Origin of the sequence: Paenibacillus sp. ACRRY, assembly GCF_022346995.1 — a bacterium.
Taxonomy (GTDB): Bacteria; Bacillota; Bacilli; order Paenibacillales; family Paenibacillaceae; genus Paenibacillus.
This window is the reverse complement of record NZ_JAKRNM010000001.1, coordinates 1,447,084-1,464,008: the sequence shown is the minus strand read 5'-3', so window position 1 is coordinate 1,464,008 and position 16,925 is coordinate 1,447,084. Positions and strand designations below refer to the sequence as shown.

Genomic DNA, 16,925 nt, shown 5'->3' with positions numbered 1-16,925 from the left:
TTCTGCATTTATTAATCCTTCAATAAACCGGATTGTCTCACAGAGGAGAGGAACTGATGGAATTGTTCGATGTTCAATTGCTGCGCACTATCGGATAGCGCGATCGCTGGATTCGGATGCACTTCCACCATAACGCCGTCGGCACCAGCCGCCAGGGCAGCTTTGGCACACGGAGCCAGAATATCTTTGCGTCCGGTAGAGTGGGTTACATCCACCAGAACGGGCAGATGGGTTTCCTGTTTTAGAATAGGTACGGCAGAGATATCAAGGGTATTACGTGTGGCTTTTTCATAAGTACGAATGCCTCGTTCAATCAGCATGACTTGTTTGTTCCCACGGGACACGACATACTCTGCAGCATGCACGAATTCATCAATGGTTGCTGCCAAACCCCGTTTAAGCAAAATGGGAATATGAGCGTCGCCCGCTGCTTTGAGCAACTCAAAGTTTTGCATGTTTCGGGCACCGATCTGGATCACATCGATATAATCCGCTGCCAGCTCGATATGGCCAGGATGCACAATCTCACTGATCGTTTTGAGACCGAACTCATCAGCCACTTCCTTGAGAATTTTCAGTCCTTCAATGCCTAATCCCTGAAAATCATATGGGGAGGTACGAGGTTTAAATGCTCCGCCGCGCATAACCGGAATCCCGGCTTCTTTCAATGCTTTGGCAACCTCCCGGACTTGCTCGTAGCTCTCGACGGAACAAGGTCCGGCAATCATTATTGGTTTGCCCGCGCCAACCTTGATATCACCAATGGAGACGATCGTATCCTCCTGTTGGTTTTTACGGCTGACTAGAAGCTGTTTCTTGTGCTCGTCGACCTGCAGATGCAGGGAAGCCTGAAAAATCTGTTTGAACAGCAGCTTGATGGCCTCATCCTGGAAAGGCCCAGGATTGGCTGCAGTCAATTCTTCCAGCATTTCTTTCTCACGAACGGGGTCAAACTTGGGAACGCCCTGTTTTTCCTTGATCTGACCGATTTCCTGTGTAATTTGCGCCCGTTCTGATAGTAAGTGAAGCAGATCATGGTTAATCTCATTCAATCGGCTTCGTAATTGTTCCAAGGTTTTGTTCTCGTTCATTTTCAACTACTCCTCCGTTACGTTGGATATGAATTCATTTTTATTAAAAAACAAAAAAAGCCCTTCATCCGCAAGGGACGAAGAAGCCGTGGTACCACCCTAATTAGAAACGGTTCAGCCTGATTGCAGGCATGCCGATTCTCACTTTGACCTTTTAACGCAAGGAACGGATTGTCCTAGAAGCTGGCTCTCGAAGAAGCTGCTTTTCAGCAATCGGCTCGGGAGTGAACTTCGGCGGATGGTTGCTTCGGGTGCTCTCAGTCTTTGGCACCACGTCCCTGTAATCAACGCCAGATTCCGCTTACTCTTTCCGTCATAGCCTGTAAATGGTTTATTGTTGTGTTAATATTCCATCGTGCACGATATGAATTGAAGTTATACTAGCATGTACACATTATGCATGCAATGAATTGAAGTGAAACCGTAAATCAATAACGCTGTACTGCATCACAATGATATTCGCCACAATGATATCAACCAAGTATAATAAGTAGGGTACTTTATCCATTTTCATTCAAGCTGTACACAAGAGGAGTAACTATGAACAAAACCATTTCCGATATTGCTCAATTGGCAGGCGTGGCCAAAAGCACGGTTTCCCGATTCCTCAATGGTGGCTCGGTCAGTGAAGACACACGCCAGAAGATTGAGCGAATTATCAAACAATACAATTACGTACCCAATACCTTTGCTCAGAGCCTCAAAGCAAAGAAAACCAGCATTATCGGGACGGTCGTCCCCAGGCTGGACTCTTTTGCAACTTCACAGACGCTAATCGGCATTGATGAGGAATTAAGAAACAATCAGTATCAGATGTTGATTGCCAACACAAGTCAGGATATGGACCGCGAGATAGACGCCATTTATGATTTTGCACGGCAGAAGGTATCCGGCATTATTCTACTTGCTGCTGAAGTGACTGAAGCACATCTGAAGGCAGTCGAAGAGATTGGCATTCCGGTGTTATTGGTGGGACAACAGCATGAACGTCTGCATAGTCTGGTTCACAACGATGATCAAGCCGGATATGAAATGGGCAAACATGTGGTTGAGAAGGGGCACCGCCAGATCGTTTATATTGGAGTAACGGAGAAGGACCAGGCTGTAGGTATACATCGAAGACAGGGATTTCAGCGTGCCATCGCCGAATATGGTGGAGGTGGCTGTGATGTTACCTACTATGAGACAAGCTTCAAAATGTCCGAAGCGATTGTTACAGCAGAAGCCATCCTTCGAGACCATAAACCGACCATCATTGTAGGCGCAACGGATAACATTGCTCTTGGTGTAATGAAGACAGCCTTCTCTAATAAGGTTCGAATACCGCACGAATTGTCGGTCGCCGGATTTGGCGGATATGATATCACGGAAATGATTCATCCGGCGCTGACAACAGTGAAATTTCATTATTTGCAAGCCGGTAAACTGGCTGCGAGCCATATGATTCGTCAGGTTACAGGCGAGCCGGTAGAGAAACGAACCATACTTGATGTGGAATTGATTCCCCGAGAAAGCGTTGACAACGTATAAACATATCCTTTATGATAATTCCATCGAACCGGTTCCATTCGTCTTATATATTCGAATAGGAATGATGGTTGTGGCTGTATGCCGTGGAATTATTTTTTTTTGATTATATTGGAACCGGTTCCTCTTTGTTTTAATGATTTTGGGCAAGGATAGGAGATATGTTATGAAAATGACCAGAGAGCAGCGCTACAGATTCATTGAGCAGGCGGAAGAAGGAGAGATCGATAAGCTGAAAGCGTTGATTTCCGCTTGCTCGTGGAGACAGTCCTATCATATTCAACCTGTTACGGGCTTACTCAATGATCCTAACGGATTCTCATACTACCAAGGATACTATCATCTCTTCTATCAATGGTTTCCTCTGGGAACAGAGCACGGAATGAAATATTGGTATCATGTCCGCTCGACAGATCTTGTGAACTGGGAGCAGGTGGGAATCGGCATCCGTCCGGGTGATACATTCGATTCGCACGGAGCTTATTCAGGAAGTGCCATTGTCAAGGATGACAAGCTGCATCTGCTCTACACAGGCAACACCAGGGATGAAGCATGGGTTAGACATCCATATCAGTGCATGGCGATAATGGATGAAAGCGGTTCAGTTGTGAAAGCAGAGCAGCCGGTTATTTCCTCAGTACCGCCAGGGTACACCGAGCATTTCAGAGACCCGAAGGTCTGGCAAGTTGGAGATACCTATTATTGTGTAATCGGCGCACAGCGGACAGACATGACAGGATGCGCGGTATTGTATCGATCATCCGACCTCACAGCGTGGGAGTTTCTGGGTGATATCCAGACTCATCTCTCACATTTCGGCTATATGTGGGAGTGTCCGGATTATTTTGAGATGAATGGCAAGGGCGTGCTTCTTTTTTCACCGCAGGGTATCGATGGTGAAGGGGATTTGTATAACAACATTTTTCAGTCAGGTTACCTGATTGGCGAGCCATTGAATCTACAGACCAGAGAGTTTGATCACGAAAGTTTTCAGGAATTGGATCGCGGGTTCGATTTTTATGCTCCACAGTCGATGGAAGCGCCAGATGGAAGACGCATAATGATTGGATGGATGGGACTTCCGGATGTGGAGTATCCAACCGATGCGAGTGGGTGGGCACATTGTCTTACGATCCCACGCCAGTTGACCCTGAAAGACAGCAAACTCATTCAGCGTCCTGTGGATGAAATGAAGAAGCTGCGTCAACAATCCGAGGGGCTCCGTTATCAGACGACACTTGAGAGCAGATCTGAAACCGTTGCTGCATTCAACGGGATTGCCTATGAGCTGGAGTGTGAAATCAGTCATGTTGATGCTGAACGATTCGGGATTGAATTTCGAACAGGCGGTCAAGAAAAGACCATCTTGCAATACGACCGTCTCCAGCAAAAGTTGATACTGGACCGATCCTTATCAGGTGCTCCAATGGGAGGCATGAATGGTACGGTACGCCAGTGCAAGCTGAACGGAGATCGGATCAAGTTACAACTATTTGTGGATACGTCATCAGTTGAAATCTTTGTCAACGATGGAGAAGAGGTGTTCACAAGCCGAATTTTCCCGAGCCCCGAAAGTACGGGAATTCGCTTCTTTGCGAGTGAGGGCAAGGCTGAATTCAAAGCGACGAAATGGGATTACTAGATATCAGGTGAGGGGAATGAAATACCATGTCGGATAATCAACAAATAGCCAAGGAAGTCATTCAAGCCATTGGGGGCAAAGATAACATCGCATCATTCGCCCACTGCGCGACACGCCTTCGCATTATGGTGAATGACAAAGAGAAGATCGATCAGAAGCAGGTCGAGAATATAGACAAGGTCAAGGGTGCCTTCTTCAATTCCGGACAGTATCAGATCATTTTTGGTACGGGTACCGTGAACCGGATCTTTGAAGAGGTCGAGAAGCTAGGAATCGAAGGTACCTCCAAGGAAGACGTGAAGAATCAGGGGAAAAAGGAAGGCAATGCATTTCAACGGGCGATCCGCACGTTCGGAGATGTGTTCGTACCCATTATTCCTGTGCTGGTGGCTACAGGGTTGTTCATGGGGCTGCGCGGACTGCTTACCCAGAATGAAATTCTGTCGTTGTTCGGTGCAACCCCTGAGGACATTTCGCCTAATTTCCTGTTGTTTACGCAAGTTCTGACGGATACTGCATTTGCATTCCTGCCTGCACTGGTGGCCTGGTCTGCATTCCGCGTATTTGGCGGCAGCCCTGTGCTCGGAATCGTACTCGGTCTGATGCTTGTGAATCCGGCTCTGCCGAATGCCTATGCTGTGGCAGATGGATCGGCTCAAGCATTGCACATGTTCGGATTTATACCTGTGGTAGGCTATCAGGGATCCGTTTTGCCTGCATTTTTCGTGGGACTTATTGGAGCAAAGTTCGAAAAGTTTTTGCGAAGACGGGTGCCGGAGGCGCTGGACCTGATCCTCACGCCTTTTATCACACTGACGGTGATGATCACATTGGGACTCTTTGCAATCGGTCCTGTATTTCATTCACTTGAAGAGTGGGTGCTTCATGGGACGACAGCCGTTCTGGGCCTTCCATTCGGTATTGCCGGAATTATTATTGGGTTCTTCAATCAGATTATTGTCGTTACCGGTGTACATCACATCTTTAACTTTTTGGAAATCCAGCTGCTGGAGAATACAGGTTATAATCCGTTCAATGCCATCGTAACTTCTGCAATGGCTGCGCAAGGAGCAGCTTGTTTAGCGGTAGGATTAAAAACAAAGAATACGAAACTCAAGGCTCTGGCACTGCCATCGTCGTTATCCGCTTTTCTCGGAATCAGCGAACCTGCCATTTTTGGGGTAAACTTGCGCTTCATGAAACCGTTCATTATGGGACTGGTTGGTGGCGGAGTCGGCGGTTTTCTGGCGTCCTTGTTCCATCTTCAGGGCACAGGCATGGCCGTAACGGTGATTCCCGGAACATTGCTGTATCTGAACAGTCAGCTGCCCCTGTACATTCTTGTCAATGTGGTTGCTGTGGGTGTGGCCTTTACGCTAACCTGGTTCTTCGGTTACAAGGATCAGCCACTTGTTGCAGAGGAGACAACGAACAATGGAAATGAGAATGAACCTTCGACTGTCCAAACCGCAGGTATGGATGATCGTAACAATCAAGCAGCGGTACATCGGCCCAAAGTGGATAAGCTGGAAATTGCTTCGCCGATGACCGGTACAGCGGTGGCTTTGGCCAACGTACCTGATCCTGCATTTTCAGAGAAACATATGGGTGAGGGCATTGCCATTGAGCCTACGGAGGGTAAAGTGTTTGCACCTTTTGATGGCGTTGTAGCCCATGTGATGAACAAGAGCAAACACGCTGTCATTCTGGAGCATGAGACTGGCCTGCAGATGCTTATTCACGTTGGAATCAACACCGTTGGTTTAAAGGGAGAAGGGTTTATCGCTCATGTCAGAAGCGGAGATGTGGTCACCGCTGGACAATTACTGATTGAGTTTGACATGAATGGTATTCAGGCTGCCGGGCTGCCACTAATCACTCCCGTTCTGATCCCGAACGGAAATGAAACGATAGAAGAAGTGAAGACGGGCAAGATTGGCAGTGTGCAGGCAAATGGGGAAACCATACTTGTTGTGAAATTCAACTAACCAATGAAATAAATCAGGCAGAGAGGGCTGGTGATTCGACCAGACTCTTTGCCTGATTTTTTTTGAATCTGACAAGTGCTGCAGCGCTAAAACGAATAATAAGTCAGTGCATACTTCATAAGAAAGGCACGTACCTGATCCTGACTCATAGCCATATGTTCACTGTTCTCCAGATTGGAAATGAGATTGTCCAGACATTTTAGAAGAAAATGAACACGAACCTCCCCCCACAGACTTTGGTGTTCGGTGATGTAATGGATCGCTTGCTTCGGATCCAGCCCTTTTAACAAACCGAATACCGAAGCCCATTTGACCAGATCAGCGGGCTCTGAACCTCTCGGTAAAGCAAATTCTGCAAATCCGTGAATGCCTCCACACGAGATTTTGAACAATCCGCAATAGCTGTTTGAATGTTCATTGGGGAGTAACGGCAACTTTCGCACATCGTACCGAATGATTTCCATGGAAGTAATCTTCATTTCATGGTTTATTGTTATTTGATTTATGAATTCACAACTCGGAAACACGCCAACAACCTCCATATGACCAATGCAATATTATGATATTTGTACTGTGGTCTATGTTACGGCTGAGCGACGATGAAGTAAAATGCTGGGATCTTTTATTTACCGCATTTAAGTGCTTCCGGGTGAATATTTCCGTGATGTAAGCGATTAAATCTAGATCAGTCTGCTATTTTTGCTGTTTACATCTGTTTATTTCATTAGCTGATTTTCTCCGCGATAAAATGAAGCTAGATCAAGCCAGGAGTAGCTTGCAGATAAAATGAACTGGAATTTCGCCAGAAACGGCTGATTTACGCAGCAAATCGTTCTCTTAGTGCCTTGCAGCCCTGTTAGAACAGGACTATGATTCGCTCATATCTTGCCAGAGGGTGTGATTGCTGGCTTGGAGACGAAGGTGAGGGAGTATGATGTCAGAGGACGCTGTAATGTTAGTTTCAACGGGACAGAGCTCAGCAGGAATGGAGTTTGTTCGTTTATTGCTGAAGAGAGGAATCGGTGTAATCGTGCTTGTCCACAATGCAGAAGAGGAACAGCAGCTGACTGAGTTGATTGGAAAAATTCGTGTGCATCGCCTTTATAATTCTGGTTCGGCAGACGGGATGCCCATTGCTTCGGAGTGGGCGGTAAGACATGCTTTTGTATTTGAAAGAAATCTGCCAGAGTGTTGTCAGGATATTCAATTATGCCATAGCTGGTGCCCGCAGCGGCTTTATGTGGTTACGAGCAGCCTGAATCCGGTCCAACTGGTTTACCGCGGGTTGGGAGCATCATATGTCATACACAGCCGAAGCGGAAACATATCGTTTGTTTTGTAATGGGACGGTCATGCAAAGATAACAAGCGGTGATCTCGAATAATGAGATGACCGCTTGGCATATGTTCTGCACTACAAACCTGCTTGCCGCTTCAGCCGTTCTGCAATCTGTAACAGATCTTCCGCAGATACGCCAGGGGCGAATTCTTCCGGCAGGTCCGGCAGATCGGGAATAGCACCACTGTGTCCGGGCAGTCCTGCAAATGCCTCGAGTTTTCCGCCATCTGTCGGATGTGTGCCTTTCCAGATCTGGGCGATGTTCTGATAGTCCTTGTCACTAAAGGTGTAGAGCCTGCGATGTTCGCCCATGGCTTCCCATTTCCGGGTCGTGTCAAACACCTTATTGTCGAGGCGGGGAATTGGGAACATCTTGGTCACATCCACGCCGGTTGCAATCTGCAGCGCTTTGGCATAAGCGAGAATATGTACGCCACCACGAACGAGCAAATAACCGGTCATCTCCCTGGCAGTCGGATGATCCGTCATCTCGTACACTCTCATCTTGTGAGTACGTGCACCACATTCGAGGAAAAAATTGTGGAGCAGGTCGAAGATCAGATTGCCGCTGTTCACGACATACGAACCGTTCCAGGGTCTGCCCATGGAATCAAAAGGGAGCGCAGTCTGAGCCGATTCAATGAAATGGGAAGTAATACGAGCATCCTTGCCTGCACGAAGCGGGGTAGTATCTGGATCTCCCGGAGAGGTAGTGCCAACCAGCATCAGATTAATGGTATTGGCGACAAGCTCCACATGACCGAATTCTTCAGCCGTAATACTTGCCACAATGTCATAAAAGGCACGCAGCTTTTTTTTGCCCCGAAAATTGAAGGATTGGAACATGTAGTTGTTTAACGTGGACATCTCGCCGAACTTTCCACCAAGCAGTTCCTGAACTGCGCTTGCTCCATTGGGGTCAGGGTTATTGGAGATCGGCAGTTCAATTGCAAGGCGGTCTACCCGTTTAAACATGATTTTGCCTCCTCAAGCCAAATTACTGTAAAGGTATGAGGCATGACTTGTACGTTATTCGGACATTTAGCCAAAACAAAAACGTTCTGCCAGAGCCTTGCTCTGAACAGAACGTTCGCATTTGCAACTTAAGACGTTTGACCAACGATATTGGTACCGTTCTTCGTTATTTTGTAGGTGAGTACCTCGCCACTCCAGAAGTGGAATTTGAGAATAACCTCACCATCATTCGTTTCGTTGAAGAAGTTTGGTTTCAGTTCAATGACATTGCGGCTGTAATCCGGGCTAAAGGTGTAGGAGAACTCCTTGAAAGAAGTCCAGTTTTGCGGACCGGCGTTACCTCCGCTTGCATAAGTTGCTTCCATGGTGGCCAGCTGGTTTCCGTTAAACGTTGTTGGAATTGCAAAAGAATCCGTAGTTCCTGTAACATCGCTCAGCACAGGTGTATCATACGTAATGATATTCAGGTTCCAGTCGGCCCCTTTATTGAATTTCGCTGTAAGCTTCGCATTGACACCAAGATTGCCGGAAGCGGTCAGTCTGGTTAACAGACTGGATTTTAGAGTAAGCACGTCACCCTTAATGGTGTAATCTTTGCCTTTAGACAGTTTCTTGTTACCGTTAGCGAGAGATTTGAAGGTGTTTCCATTCAGATTCAATCGGATCGTTTGATCTTGAACGGCTGCTCCTTTTTTGAGGTGGACCAGATCGGATTCGGCTGTGGACGAACGACCTTTCCAGCTCGCTTTCATCGTGTTATAGAGAGCAGGGTCAGACCAAGTATAGTTTGTACGACTGAAATGCTGCCCGTTATCCCACAGCATGGTGGTCATCTTCTTTTGACGCAGATACTGTCCAATGAATTCGAAGAATTTCAGTTTCTCACCTTGTTCGATGACGCCAGTATGCTGGTCGAAGCCCAGCAGGCCATACTCACCAACAATAACTGGAATACCTTTGGCTACAAAAGCGTTGTATACGCGATCGAATGTATCTGTGATGTCTTTTTGTACTTCTTCATTAAACTTGGTAAAACCAGCGATGTTCACACTGAATGGCCAGAAGCCATAATAGTGAACTGTCGCAATAATGTTTGGATCGTTTAATTTCGTAATCGTCTCATTCAATGCATCCAGATCGGCTTGTGCGGATGAGGTGTGCATGGTCGGGAGTACAAGTGGACGTGTCTTGTTGTTTCCACCTGAAGACCTTACAATTTGATGAAAAGAGGTGTTAAGCTCATCGAGCATGCGGTAACCAACCGCGGTATCCGTCGTTCCACCTTCTGTGAAACGGGGTTCGTTAATACTTTCGAACATCAGCTTGGAAGAAGCATTTTTGAATTGCTTAGCAATCTGGGTCCATATGGAATTATAGCGTGCGAGCACAGGGTCGTGATCCTTCTCCATGTAACTGACCCACCGCCAGGAATCATGGTGGATATTAAGCATGACATAGAGGTTGGCATCGAGTGCCCAATCCACAACTTCCTGTACACGGTTCATGTATGCAGGATCAATGGTATAGTTGGGTGCTTCACCGATATGGGCCTCCCAGGTCACAGGAATGCGAATGCTCTTATAACCTTGCTTCGCAATCTGCTTGATCAGTTCCTTGGTAATTCTCGGGTTACCCCAGGCCGTCTCATCTTCGCCCACAGCATCGAGCGAATTACCCAAATTCCACCCAGGTTCCATGGCGCTGACGTAGGACTGGATTTTGGTTGGGGCAGCAGGTTTACTTGGCTTGCCTTTGTGATCAGGAGCTGCAGAGGCCATGGCAGAAGAGAACAGAGACAGAATCAGGGCTATGACCAGAGTGAGGGATAGAACATTTCTACGATTTTTCTTCATTAACAGTGTCTCCTTCATTCTTGGAATAGTTGAACTGATGAATTATGCTTGCTCAGATGGAGAAAAAGCTCAGTTATAAAACAGTCCAGACAGGATGTACGAAGGAAGAATCACCTCCAGAATATGTATTGAAAGCGTTTTCGTAGATGTTAATATAACATAGAATATTAGAAGTGGATACCATCATAATTGGAACAGAAATCAGTTGTAAATTAGTGATCCATTTCACGATAATAGGATGAATGAACTTTTCGGAGAGGAAAGCATGTATTTTCGATAAGAAACAGGCTTTAATGTGTAGATATGTTCTATGCAATGAGAAATATGTTTCTATGACTGGGGTATCCGGTTGTTTAAAATGAAGATATCATTAGCAAAATCAGCCATCCAGCTGCATGAACAGGGTGATATAATAAGCTCACCAGAGGACAGCAAAAGGAGTCGGTACATATGCGGAAATGGTTGGGACGGATGATCCCACATAAGCTCAAATACCGTTTGTTTGCAGGTTTTGCGCTTGTCATTCTGCTCCCATTCAGCATTCTCAATCTGTACAATTACGAAAAAATTGAATCGCTTGTGCAGCAGAAGATCAGTGAACAGAGTCATGAACAGCTGGATAATCTCCACCAGTCACTGGAAGATCAGCTCAGTATCGCTTTCAAAACATTGATCTTCCTTGAACAGGACTCTGAAGTTCGCCGAATTCTTCAAAATCCTGGTGAGCACAATGTCTTGGACAACAAGGAACGTATGGAGGACAAATTCAAAGGGTTGAATAACAGCTTTTTTCTATACAATCCATCTGTTTATTTTACGCTGCTCGATGAAGACGGGCATATCTACACCTCTTATCAGCCCAAAGTCCCGCTAGATTATGACACCGTTGCATCAGATCGTTCCTTCTTGGCCCTTCAGAACAGTGGAACTTCATATGTATGGACGTCGAATGACGAGAATTACGTATCCCGTGATGTGACCAGGAGCCCGACCCTATTATCTTTGTATGCCAAATTGCGTGACCGGAATAACAATACATACGGACTGGCAAGAATCAGCATTGATTTCTCCTACTGGTTTCAGTCTGTATTGCAGAAGTCCGAGAGTGACCAGCTCTATTTTATCATGACCCGACAGGGCGAAGTGATTGCACGTTCCAATTCCGAGTCTAAGCTGCCGGGTGAAGTTATTCGTGAGGTTTCCCGCGAACCGAGTAATGGATATTGGACTGACAAGTCAAGTGAGTCACTCATTAATTATAGTTATCTGCCTTCACTGGATTGGTACATGATAAACCGCATTCCCTTACAATTGTTGTTTGGTGAGATTGAAAGCCTGAAGAAGCATTATTTCGCAACTTTCTATGCCATAACGGCGCTTTTTATTGCTATTGCTTTCATGATTGCTTATACATTTACAAGACCGTTGTCCCGTCTACAGGTCAAGATGAAAGAAGCGGTTGGTAAGGATCTCCGCATTCGGCTGCCAGAGGAAAATCACCGGGGGGAGGTGCTTGATCTTACACGCACCTTCAATACGATGATGGTAGATATGAACCGACTGGTTCAACAGCTTCGTATCGAAGAAAGGCAGAAGGATGCCGTCCATTTTCAGATGCTTCTAGCTCAAATGAATCCTCATTTTCTGCTCAATACGCTCAATACACTGAAATGGATTGGCCTGCGGAACGGGAATGAAGAAACGGTGGAAATATGTCTTTCACTCGGTAAACTGCTGGAAACCAGCCTCAATTCAGATGTGGATCTCATTCTCCTACGTGATGAAATGGATCTGACGCGAGCTTTTCTGTATATCCAACAAGTCAGATATGGAAATGTATTTGATATAGAGTTTAGTTATGACGAAGAGCTGCTATATGCCCTTGTTCCCAAGCTCAGTCTGCAACCTTTGATTGATAATGCCATTCGACACGGGATTGGCAATATGGCTGAGGGAGGCCGGATCCAGATCCGGATGTTTAGAAATGCAGCCATGCCTGAACGTTTGACGCTGGAGGTGGAGGATAACGGGGTAGGGATGGATCATTCGAAGGATAACAGGGAGCAGGGTCGTCAGAGACCGAGTATTGGACTGCAGAATATCAGGGAGCGTCTAAGACTTCTGTTCAAGGACAAAGGTGAACTCGAGGTAATCTCGTTGGAACAGGGCACACTGTGCCGGATTCATCTGCCTGTTTTGCTGTCCGAACCATATGCGAACCAAAATCTAGAAGACAAGAATGACGAGGATTAACGGAATGGAGGGACTACGATGTGGAAAGTTTTACTAGTGGAAGATGAGACATTCGTCCGGGAGTCCGTGAAGGAGATCATTCGTTGGGAGGACATGGGGTTCACGCTAGCAGGAGAAGCAAGCAATGGATTGGAAGCGTTACCAATGATTAAACAGGATCCTCCGGATCTTGTTCTGTGTGACATTGTCATGCCGCAAATGGACGGATTAATGTTACTTCAGGAAACAAGGAAGGCTGGCATCCAATCCAAATTTGTCATGCTGACATGCATGGGTGATTTTGAATCCATGCGGCAGGCCATGGAATATGGAGCTTCCAATTACATTCTGAAGTTGTCGATGAGTGTGAAGGATCTGCGAGAAACCCTTGCTAAAATAAGTAAGGAATTATCGAATAACGGAGTGCCACAAGAGCGCGCCATTCGTCCAGCAGCCACAGCGCCCAAAGAGAAAATTACGCATCCGGAAGTGAATAAGATCATCCAATACATTGAACAGCATTATGATCAGGATATTACACTGAAGTTCCTCGCACGTTACGTCATGATGGGTGAAAACTATGTGAGTGCCCTGTTTAAAAAGAAGACTGGGGAGACTCTGATTCATTATTTGCATCGAACACGAATTAACAAAGCGATCGAGTATCTGACGGATACCGATTGGCCTGTGAACCAGATTGGCCACCAGGTTGGCTTCATGAACGATAATTATTTTATCAAAATCTTCAAACGAATGACGGGTACAACCCCGAGTCAATACCGTCATCAGAAATAGAACAAAATGACTCACTTGAGTTATGATAGCGGTTTCAAATGTGTATTTCTGTTCCATGGCAATCATGATTCTGTTACTTACGGCCATTCTCACTCATTTGCTATCCTTAAGTTGCAAACTTCAATCCAGAATTTACGAGGGGGTCGTCTCTTGGTGAGAAAAAAAGGCTTGGTTGCACGAATGGTATCACTTGTCCTAGTTGTGGGCATGATCGCAGGTTGTTCCAATGATTCAGGTTCCAATGCTCAGACCGGTGCGTCTGACAATTCGGGTGATACAGTCAAACTGAAAATGTGGGGAGGCGTACCGCCTGAAGCGGGGCCGCAGGCAGTCATCGATGTGTGGAACAAGGAGCATCCCGAAACACAGATTGAATATGTACGTTATGTGAATGATGACGAAGGCAATCTTAAACTGGATACCGCCATCATGACAGGTCAGGATGTGGATTTATTTGTGAATTATACGATCTCCCATACGGCCAAGAGAGTCGCATCCGGTGCTGCGGCTGACCTGAGTTCCTTCACCGACTACAACATCGACGAGAAAATGGGTCCTGATGCAGAGGGCTGGAAAATTGATGGGAAGTATTATGGTGTGCCTACCACAAAGAGCACCTATTTCGTGGCATTGAACAAGGAAGCACTCGATGCGGCCAATCTGCCTGTTCCGAAGGATTGGACATGGGATGAGATGAGAGAATATGCGAAAAAGCTAAAAAAGGATAGTGGATACGGGTTCATTCAAAACACAGAACCGTTCGTTGATTCGATGGATTCCGTCCTGTCACAGGAAGGGTACACCAAAGTAGACGGAACGTCCAACCTGGATCATCCCATGGTGAGAAAGTGGTTGGAAACCCTGAATGCCATGATGGCTGAGGATAAGACGACACCGCCGCTCGGAGAGCAGCTGACGTCGAAAATGCCAGTGGAGCAGATGTTTCTGAGCGGAGAAGTACCTATGCTTAACATTGGGGCTTGGCTTCTCCGCAGCTCGAACAATTTTACCGATTACCCGCGGGATTTCACCATCGCCTTCGCACCGGTACCGCGTTTGTCTGAAGATAAGGAAGGGTATGTTATGCGGGGTGGACTGGGAGATTACATCTCCATTAATGCCAAATCGAAACATCAGGAAGCAGCCTGGGAATTTCTGAAGTGGTATGCGGATGGCGGCATGGCCCCAATGGCTGAGGGAGGCCGATTCCCAGCTTCCAAGGATGCAGATCAGGATAAGGCGATGGAGAGCATGCTGGGGGACAAGAAAGATACGTATGATCTGGAGTCACTCATGTATGTCATGTTTGATTATCAAACGCCTACCTATGTCCGGACCGTGCCTCAGGAAGTGATGGATTTGCGAGCGCAGGAGTACGAAAAGTATTTTCTCGGCGTACAGGATCTGGATACAACGATCTCTGCAATGGTCTCCAGACATAATGATTATCTCAAGACGGCCAAATAAAAAGAGCAACATTATTCGTGTACTCCAAAAGGTAGAAAATTAAAGAGATTGCCCCACGTTCATGGGGCAGTCTCTTTGTTTTGGCGGCAGATGGACAGGAATTTGCAGAATAGAACAAATTGATGTTTTTTTATGATCAGACCGCCGGTGGCAAAGCATTTTTTGCATCATTCTGTTTTATGAACAAGGTGGATTTGTTACTTATGGGAACATTGCCGGGTTGGTAGACTTGGTTTATCCCTGGAAGAAACGAGGCGAAGAACAATGCATAACAACTGGATGAGAAGACAGCGCATGCTGGGATATATTTTTGTCGGTCCAAACATGCTGGGCGTTCTGCTTTTTTTCCTGATCCCGGCCATCTACTCTTTTGGTCTCATGTTCACGGATTACAAATTTATGAACCCGGATATGACGTTTATAGGTTTGGACAATATCAAGCGACTGATGAAAGACCCGCTGTTCTTTTTATCCTTGCGTAATACCCTGATATTTTTGCTCGCTGTGCCTGTCTCGATTGTGATTGGTTTTATTGTAGCCGTCATCCTGAATCAAAAGATTTATCTGAAAAAACTGCTGCGCGGGTTGTACTTTATGCCTTATATCACGAGCGGAGTGGCCGTGGCATTTGTCTGGATGCTGCTGTTTCAGCCGAATCAGGGTCCGATCAACGGTTTCTTGCGCAGTATTGGCGTAGATAACCCACCCGGATGGCTTTCCACGACAACCTCCTCCATGTACGCCATCGATATCATCTGGATCTGGTTTATGCTCGGATACAATATGATCATTTACCTTGCTGCCTTACAGGAAGTGTCATCAGAGCTGCTGGAAGCAGCCAAGATCGATGGAGCAAGACCGCTTCAGATTTTGCGCAGAATCATATGGCCTTTAGTAAGTCCAACCACATTTCTGCTGCTGATTACCGGACTGATCATGGCTATCAAAACATTCGGAATCATTCAGGCCACGACGCAGGGCGGACCTGGTAATAGTACAACCATCCTGTCTCTGTATGTATACCAGAATGCGTTCCGTTATTACGATATGGGATACGCTGCAACGGTCTCCTGGGCACTGTTCGCCATTATTCTGCTGATTACCGTTCTTCAGTGGGTAGGGCAAAAACGCTGGGTCCATTATTAAAATGATGAGGGGAGACAGAAGAAATGGAAATCAAAAAACGCCTATCCATCCTGCAGCCAAGCAGTTTGTTCATCACCATCATCATGTTGGCACTGGCCGTGGTCATGATTATTCCTTTTCTATGGATGATCAGCACCTCGCTGAAGACTCCTACTGAAGTTTTTAAGTATCCCATTGAATGGATTCCATCCAATCTGACCTGGGAGCATCATCAAAAAGTATGGTCCGGCGCCAAAAGCTTCGGTACTTATTATTTGAATTCACTCAAGATATCCATCATTGGCATGGTAGGTGCAACTTTTCTTTCCGCTTTTGCCGCATATGGGTTCGCCCGGATAGATTTCAAGGGTCGGAATGCGCTGTTTCTGCTCTATCTATCCATGATGATGATTCCGCCGCAAGTACTTTTCGTTCCGAAATTCATCATGTTTGAGTGGGCGGGAATCTATAATACACATCTGGCATTGATTTTGCCTGGCTTGTTCACTATTTTCGGGGTGTTCATGCTTCGTCAATTCTTCCTGTCCATTCCGAATGAAATATCAGAGTCAGCCTTCATTGATGGTGCGGGACACTTCCGCATATTCTTTCGCCTGATTCTTCCGCTTGCCAAGCCGGCACTTGCCACACTGGCCATTATTGATTTTTCCTGGCAGTGGAACGATTATGAGAATGCACTTGTGTTTCTGATCGACGAGAATCTGTATACGGTTCCTCTGGGACTACAAAATTTCATATTGGAAAATACGGTGGATTATAATGGCATGATGGCTGCTGCATCAGCGGGGATTATCCCCATGATCATTGTATTTGCTATAGGGCAGCGTTACATCATTCAGGGGTTGACCAATTCCGCCGTGAAAGGGTGATG

General features: G+C 46.3%; 13 protein-coding genes. 9 read left to right on the top strand and 4 right to left on the bottom strand.

Features of this window, described 5'->3' with window-relative positions; all coding sequences use genetic code 11:
* Positions 1-11 precede the first annotated feature (11 nt).
* The gene (locus MH144_RS06180; protein WP_239298419.1) at positions 12-1,091 is read right to left on the bottom strand and encodes a bifunctional 3-deoxy-7-phosphoheptulonate synthase/chorismate mutase; all 1,080 of its coding nucleotides are present in this window, start codon (positions 1,089-1,091) and stop codon (positions 12-14) included.
* Positions 1,092-1,631: 540 nt separating this feature from the next.
* On the opposite strand from MH144_RS06180, the gene MH144_RS06175 reads away from it, so the two are divergent.
* The 3 genes from MH144_RS06175 (at position 1,632) to MH144_RS06165 (ending at position 6,248) form a co-directional block, all read left to right on the top strand.
* Positions 1,632-2,621: a LacI family DNA-binding transcriptional regulator gene (locus MH144_RS06175; RefSeq protein ID WP_239298417.1), complete on the top strand. Its 990-nt coding sequence runs from the start codon at positions 1,632-1,634 to the stop codon at positions 2,619-2,621.
* Positions 2,622-2,784: 163 nt separating this feature from the next.
* Entirely contained in the window at positions 2,785-4,260 is a 1,476-nt protein-coding gene (locus tag MH144_RS06170; RefSeq protein WP_239298415.1) for a glycoside hydrolase family 32 protein, read from the top strand.
* Positions 4,261-4,286: 26 nt separating this feature from the next.
* The gene (locus tag MH144_RS06165; protein ID WP_239298413.1) at positions 4,287-6,248 is read left to right on the top strand and encodes a sucrose-specific PTS transporter subunit IIBC; all 1,962 of its coding nucleotides are present in this window, start codon (positions 4,287-4,289) and stop codon (positions 6,246-6,248) included.
* 86 nt (positions 6,249-6,334) lie between these two features.
* Here MH144_RS06165 and MH144_RS06160 read toward each other — a convergent pair whose 3' ends face one another.
* Positions 6,335-6,712 carry a hypothetical protein gene (locus tag MH144_RS06160; RefSeq protein ID WP_239298411.1) on the bottom strand — a complete coding sequence of 126 codons (378 nt, stop codon included), beginning with the start codon at positions 6,710-6,712 and terminating at the stop codon, positions 6,335-6,337.
* Positions 6,713-7,200: 488 nt separating this feature from the next.
* Between MH144_RS06160 and MH144_RS06155 the strand changes: the two genes are divergently transcribed.
* Positions 7,201-7,590 (top strand): hypothetical protein, encoded by a 390-nt coding sequence (locus tag MH144_RS06155; protein WP_239298409.1) that lies wholly within the window; start codon positions 7,201-7,203, stop codon positions 7,588-7,590.
* Between the two features lie 71 nt (positions 7,591-7,661).
* Here MH144_RS06155 and MH144_RS06150 read toward each other — a convergent pair whose 3' ends face one another.
* Together MH144_RS06150 and MH144_RS06145 are read right to left on the bottom strand one after the other, a co-directional pair.
* Positions 7,662-8,561 (bottom strand): manganese catalase family protein, encoded by a 900-nt coding sequence (locus MH144_RS06150; RefSeq protein ID WP_239298407.1) that lies wholly within the window; start codon positions 8,559-8,561, stop codon positions 7,662-7,664.
* Positions 8,562-8,689: 128 nt separating this feature from the next.
* A complete protein-coding gene (locus tag MH144_RS06145) occupies positions 8,690-10,414 on the bottom strand; it encodes a cellulase family glycosylhydrolase (protein ID WP_239298405.1) in 1,725 nt (574 codons plus the stop codon).
* 450 nt (positions 10,415-10,864) lie between these two features.
* Between MH144_RS06145 and MH144_RS06140 the strand changes: the two genes are divergently transcribed.
* The 5 genes from MH144_RS06140 to MH144_RS06120 all read left to right on the top strand — a co-directional run bounded on the left by MH144_RS06140 (position 10,865) and on the right by MH144_RS06120 (position 16,923).
* On the top strand, positions 10,865-12,667 hold the full coding sequence (locus MH144_RS06140) for a sensor histidine kinase (protein WP_239298404.1): 1,803 nt from the start codon (positions 10,865-10,867) through the stop codon (positions 12,665-12,667).
* Between the two features lie 18 nt (positions 12,668-12,685).
* Entirely contained in the window at positions 12,686-13,441 is a 756-nt protein-coding gene (locus MH144_RS06135) for a response regulator transcription factor (protein WP_239298403.1), read from the top strand.
* Between the two features lie 153 nt (positions 13,442-13,594).
* On the top strand, positions 13,595-14,908 hold the full coding sequence (locus MH144_RS06130; protein ID WP_343226044.1) for an ABC transporter substrate-binding protein: 1,314 nt from the start codon (positions 13,595-13,597) through the stop codon (positions 14,906-14,908).
* Between the two features lie 264 nt (positions 14,909-15,172).
* On the top strand, positions 15,173-16,054 hold the full coding sequence (locus MH144_RS06125) for a carbohydrate ABC transporter permease (RefSeq protein WP_239298399.1): 882 nt from the start codon (positions 15,173-15,175) through the stop codon (positions 16,052-16,054).
* Between the two features lie 23 nt (positions 16,055-16,077).
* Positions 16,078-16,923 carry a carbohydrate ABC transporter permease gene (locus tag MH144_RS06120; protein ID WP_239298397.1) on the top strand — a complete coding sequence of 282 codons (846 nt, stop codon included), beginning with the start codon at positions 16,078-16,080 and terminating at the stop codon, positions 16,921-16,923.
* Positions 16,924-16,925 lie beyond the last annotated feature (2 nt).

What these genes read in the sequence shown, in the direction of transcription:
- MH144_RS06180 (WP_239298419.1), bottom strand. Translation starts at nt 1,091, where the DNA reads ATGAACGAGAACAAAACCTTGGAACAATTACGAAGCCGATTGAATGAG.
- MH144_RS06175 (WP_239298417.1), top strand. Translation starts at nt 1,632, where the DNA reads ATGAACAAAACCATTTCCGATATTGCTCAATTGGCAGGCGTGGCCAAA.
- MH144_RS06170 (WP_239298415.1), top strand. Translation starts at nt 2,785, where the DNA reads ATGAAAATGACCAGAGAGCAGCGCTACAGATTCATTGAGCAGGCGGAA.
- MH144_RS06165 (WP_239298413.1), top strand. Translation starts at nt 4,287, where the DNA reads ATGTCGGATAATCAACAAATAGCCAAGGAAGTCATTCAAGCCATTGGG.
- MH144_RS06160 (WP_239298411.1), bottom strand. Translation starts at nt 6,712, where the DNA reads ATGGAAATCATTCGGTACGATGTGCGAAAGTTGCCGTTACTCCCCAAT.
- MH144_RS06155 (WP_239298409.1), top strand. Translation starts at nt 7,201, where the DNA reads ATGTTAGTTTCAACGGGACAGAGCTCAGCAGGAATGGAGTTTGTTCGT.
- MH144_RS06150 (WP_239298407.1), bottom strand. Translation starts at nt 8,561, where the DNA reads ATGTTTAAACGGGTAGACCGCCTTGCAATTGAACTGCCGATCTCCAAT.
- MH144_RS06145 (WP_239298405.1), bottom strand. Translation starts at nt 10,414, where the DNA reads ATGAAGAAAAATCGTAGAAATGTTCTATCCCTCACTCTGGTCATAGCC.
- MH144_RS06140 (WP_239298404.1), top strand. Translation starts at nt 10,865, where the DNA reads ATGCGGAAATGGTTGGGACGGATGATCCCACATAAGCTCAAATACCGT.
- MH144_RS06135 (WP_239298403.1), top strand. Translation starts at nt 12,686, where the DNA reads ATGTGGAAAGTTTTACTAGTGGAAGATGAGACATTCGTCCGGGAGTCC.
- MH144_RS06125 (WP_239298399.1), top strand. Translation starts at nt 15,173, where the DNA reads ATGCATAACAACTGGATGAGAAGACAGCGCATGCTGGGATATATTTTT.
- MH144_RS06120 (WP_239298397.1), top strand. Translation starts at nt 16,078, where the DNA reads ATGGAAATCAAAAAACGCCTATCCATCCTGCAGCCAAGCAGTTTGTTC.